Annotated in this window: 4 protein-coding genes and 1 pseudogene; 4 read left to right on the forward strand and 1 reads right to left on the reverse strand. The window is 55.2% G+C overall.

The features are described from left to right. Positions 1-216 (reverse strand): annotated as a pseudogene (locus ACFWW2_RS17220) (IS110 family transposase); the annotation flags it as partial. A gap of 426 nt (positions 217-642) precedes the next feature. Here ACFWW2_RS17220 and ACFWW2_RS17225 point away from each other — a divergent pair. The 4 genes from ACFWW2_RS17225 to ACFWW2_RS17240 all read left to right on the forward strand — a co-directional run bounded on the left by ACFWW2_RS17225 (position 643) and on the right by ACFWW2_RS17240 (position 2887). Beyond that, positions 643-837, forward strand: coding sequence for a hypothetical protein (locus ACFWW2_RS17225; protein WP_393929968.1), 195 nt, complete (start codon positions 643-645; stop codon positions 835-837). A 78-nt stretch (positions 838-915) separates the two neighbouring features. After that, positions 916-1449: a type II toxin-antitoxin system RelE/ParE family toxin gene (locus ACFWW2_RS17230; protein WP_393929974.1), complete on the forward strand. Its 534-nt coding sequence runs from the start codon at positions 916-918 to the stop codon at positions 1447-1449. After that, positions 1442-1744, forward strand: a complete 303-nt coding sequence (locus ACFWW2_RS17235; protein ID WP_393929970.1) for a helix-turn-helix domain-containing protein — start codon at positions 1442-1444, stop codon at positions 1742-1744. Before ACFWW2_RS17230 ends, ACFWW2_RS17235 begins: the two co-directional genes overlap by 8 nt. Positions 1745-2377: 633 nt before the next feature. Next, entirely contained in the window at positions 2378-2887 is a 510-nt protein-coding gene (locus tag ACFWW2_RS17240; RefSeq protein ID WP_393929972.1) for a hypothetical protein, read from the forward strand. Positions 2888-3638 lie beyond the last annotated feature (751 nt).

The following is a 3638-nucleotide window of genomic DNA, read 5'->3' on the forward strand; positions in this document are numbered from 1 at the left end:
CTTTGCCTCATGTCCAAGTTCCTGAATCTCCCGCGTCCAGAAATGAGCACCGCCGCAAGCTTCAAAAACAACGATACTTGCGGGTTGGGATTCCATGAACTTTCGAAACCGAGGTCGGGAGAGCTTCTTTCGAAATTTGACCTCCCCTGTCAGCGAAGCACCATGAAGCTGAAACACATTCTTTGCCAAGTCTACACCGATCATTGTATCAATCATATTGCCGTCCTCTCTCTAGCGTGGCAGTGTACGACCACATCTTTGGCACATTGCGATGCCGTATGGGGAGGGCGGCAACCATCCCATCTCTTCGATTGAACCAGCCAACGATCGGCATTGCGGGACGGACGGTCATGATGGCTTTGGAAACCGTTTGAATTGATGCGAACCACATGCGGATGTGCTGAAGCCAGGAAACCATCGACGAGGGGTGACGTAGACGGTCAATCCGACAGATCGCATCCCTTTCGTTTTCTGGAAGATGCAAGATCCGGCCCCTGAACCGGATGCCGGCACGCGGGTGCCTTCAAGCACAACTTTCCCCTGTGCGCTAAGCGCCCATTCCTCGCAAGACAAAGTTGCGCCTGACATCCGGCCGCGATCGCGGCCGCAGAAGATTTGCATCGAAAACGAAAGGAACACGATATGTCGAAAACATTCTACAACGTCACCACACCAGTCGAAGGCAGCGACGGCGTCACTCGCTTCAACCGCATCGGGGTCGCATTCCCCGCAAAGGAAGACTCCAAAGCCATCATGACCATCGAACTCTTTGCAACACCAACCAACGGCAAAATGGTCATCTTCCCACCCAAAGAACGCGACGGTGACCAGGAATAACCGTCGCTCCAAAGGGGAAGGCCTCACAGCCTTCCCCATTTGCCCGTGGCCAGCATCATCAATCAGCACGACCATGGAATGTGCCTGTTCCGACCACCGCGCGCCCAAACGGCGCCCGAAGACCGCCTTGCGGTCTGTTGCCAGAACATAAAATCAACCATTGAAGCCATATTCAGAACACAGCTACCCTTGATCTCGACAAGTGTATCACTAGGTGTTAGGAAGCAGGTGCGAATATTCGGTGGAAAGGCCTTCATGAAGTGGGCCAAGAAGGAGAACATCAGCGATGATCAGTTGTGCCAAATCGCGAAAGAAGCGTTTGGCGGCGAGGTAGAGGCCGATCTTGGCAAATATCTTTTCAAAAAGCGCGTAGCGCGCGAGGGAAAAGGCAAATCCGGCGGTTATCGTACAATCATCGCATATCGGAAGAAGAAATCAGACCGCATCGTCTTCTTGTACGGGTTTCCCAAAAACAACAGAGGGAACATCACGAAGACAGAAAAAGAGGCGTTGAGTGTGGCCGCGGCCGCCTTCATCGACGCAAACGACAAACAGGTTGACGCCCTGAAAGACATCGGCAGCTTTATTGAACTGGAGTGCAGAAATGAGTGACATCCTCGATATCGCACATGACATGGCAAAAGACTTGCACGAAGTTGGTGCAATGGACGACATAACAATGCGCGTTATGGATAAGCTATGCATCCCGGACACCCCAAGTTTTGATGCAGAACGCATCAAACAGATTCGCAAAAAGACGCGAATGAGCCAGACCGTATTTGCGAAAGTCTTGAACGTTGGTGGGACAACGATCGCGCAATGGGAGCAAGGAAAAAAGAACCCAAGCGGACCATCGGCACGATTGCTTGAAGTCATTGATCGCAAGGGCATCGAAAGCATTATCTGAGCGTTGGGGCGATCAGCTGAAGCTGACCGGGCTCTACTTCGGCAAAGCCTCACCCGAGCCACCAAAGGTGTCTCGGCCCACAAGGGGTAACGATCCCTTCGCCGGGCGCTTTATTGAGCGGTCGCGATCCAGAACGGACGTTGCAATGCCTTACGGCCAGCCTCTCTCGGCTTCGCGTGTCGAAAGTCTGAAGCGCGCCATGCGCGCTCACACAGTCGTGTGGATGTTGCAATGGGTGGCCCGTCAGTCGATTGCGGCACGAGCAGTCTGACAGGCCGCTTGGCCGAAGACTGCATTCCGTCATCGGCACAGCACGGCCCATCAGCCTTGCCTGCGCCGGTATCGCCTGCCTCACGTATTCCTCCTCCTACTGAAAGTGGAAGCATATCCTCCGGATTGGCACCCAAAACGGCCCGCCTCAAGGATCCTCCGTATTTCCAGCAAGGGCAGAGGGTGTGGCGAGGATCGCACCAATCGGTGAACGCGCGCGTGTGGCAGCCAGGTTCTCCGAAAATACTCCGGCCCAGCAAAGCTGGCGCCTGTGGCGTCCTTGACCCGAACCACTTTGGACGAAGGCGGACGGTATGTTCCGCATTCCGTGGAGCAGCTAAAACATCCTAAGGAGACACTGAGATGCTTGACCAAACAACAACCTATGACGCGATTGAACTCTTTGGCCTGACCGAGAATGGCACAGACGACCTGATCATCCCCAATGATGACGAGCTGCGCGACCAAATCGTTCTCGAAACCTTCGAGACACTGATCGGCGGACTGCAGGGCACCGGTCTTGCGTCCGAAATCGAACCACTGGCACACGGGTTGGCGACACTGTTGCAGCGCCGCGCGACGGCGCTGGCAGGGCAGGCCGACAAGCACAAGCGCCAAATCCAGGGTCTGATCGAGGCACAGGACGGTTCCGAGGTCGCAGAGATGGAACTGGACAAAACAACCAGCCGGTTTGAGACACTTTGGGAAAAAGCCGATGCACTGAAGGTCATGGCTGAAAAAGCTGCACAATGCTACGAGATCGAAACCGGCACAGCATACACGCCAGTCACGGGCAGCCGCACAACGAAACGGGGTTGCGATGAGCCTTGGCCAAAAGGCCGAAGCCAAACGCATCAAGGTTGGTCAATTTGACGCTGAGTGATCCCAAGCATGGGCGGTCCCGGAAGGGACCGTCCATTTTTATGTCTTACATCATTATGCAACAGCACTCTTTGTTTGATGGGTCGGTCAGTTCAGTTGAGATCCTTGCCGGGCGCAAGGATCGCCCATGTGGGTAAGACAGACTTGCCTCCGCTTACGCTCTGGCGAATCTGACGGTTTTTACTGTCGCGACGCCGCCCTATGGGCGGCTTTGCTTGATTTCCGATCGTCGGGTGGCCGGCGATTTCCCTTAGCAGATTCATTCTGGCTCCCAACCGCGCAAGCGCGGTCCTCCTCTGCGTTCCGGCCCTTGGGGTGTTCACCAGCCTGAATCAGCACGGGTCATCTTTCACCGGCCCCCCTCTGCGCCGGAAAAACGCGGGAAGGGGGACAAGTGGCACATGGCAGCGCAGAACAGGCCGTTTCCTTGGCCTGTTTGAAAGGGCCTTCCAGGAGGATGGCTTCTGGCGTTGCAAACCACGGGATCGGTCAGGCCGACAATGGTCGGGATCGTAGATGCTGCCTGCATCGGAAAGGAGGTGATAAGATGACAAGAGCAGCATTCGATCAGCGTAAGCGCGAAGCCTATGCGCTAATAAGAAAGATACCGTAATGGGCCCGGCGCTGAGTCGCAGACATTTTTCCTTGTCTGAGTGAAGCAATTTCGGTGTCGTTGCCCTTGATACGCTTGGTGCGTGTCTGCGGGGTCTTGCCGAGAAGCGCGCCCCAATTCCTGAGAATA

The organism is Yoonia sp. R2-816, assembly GCF_046762905.1.
GTDB lineage: Bacteria > Pseudomonadota > Alphaproteobacteria > Rhodobacterales > Rhodobacteraceae > Yoonia.

Coding starts and splice junctions, on each gene's coding strand:
- ACFWW2_RS17240 (WP_393929972.1), top strand. CDS start 2,378: ATGCTTGACCAAACAACAACCTATGACGCGATTGAACTCTTTGGCCTG.
- ACFWW2_RS17230 (WP_393929974.1), top strand. CDS start 916: ATGTGCCTGTTCCGACCACCGCGCGCCCAAACGGCGCCCGAAGACCGC.
- ACFWW2_RS17225 (WP_393929968.1), top strand. CDS start 643: ATGTCGAAAACATTCTACAACGTCACCACACCAGTCGAAGGCAGCGAC.
- ACFWW2_RS17235 (WP_393929970.1), top strand. CDS start 1,442: ATGAGTGACATCCTCGATATCGCACATGACATGGCAAAAGACTTGCAC.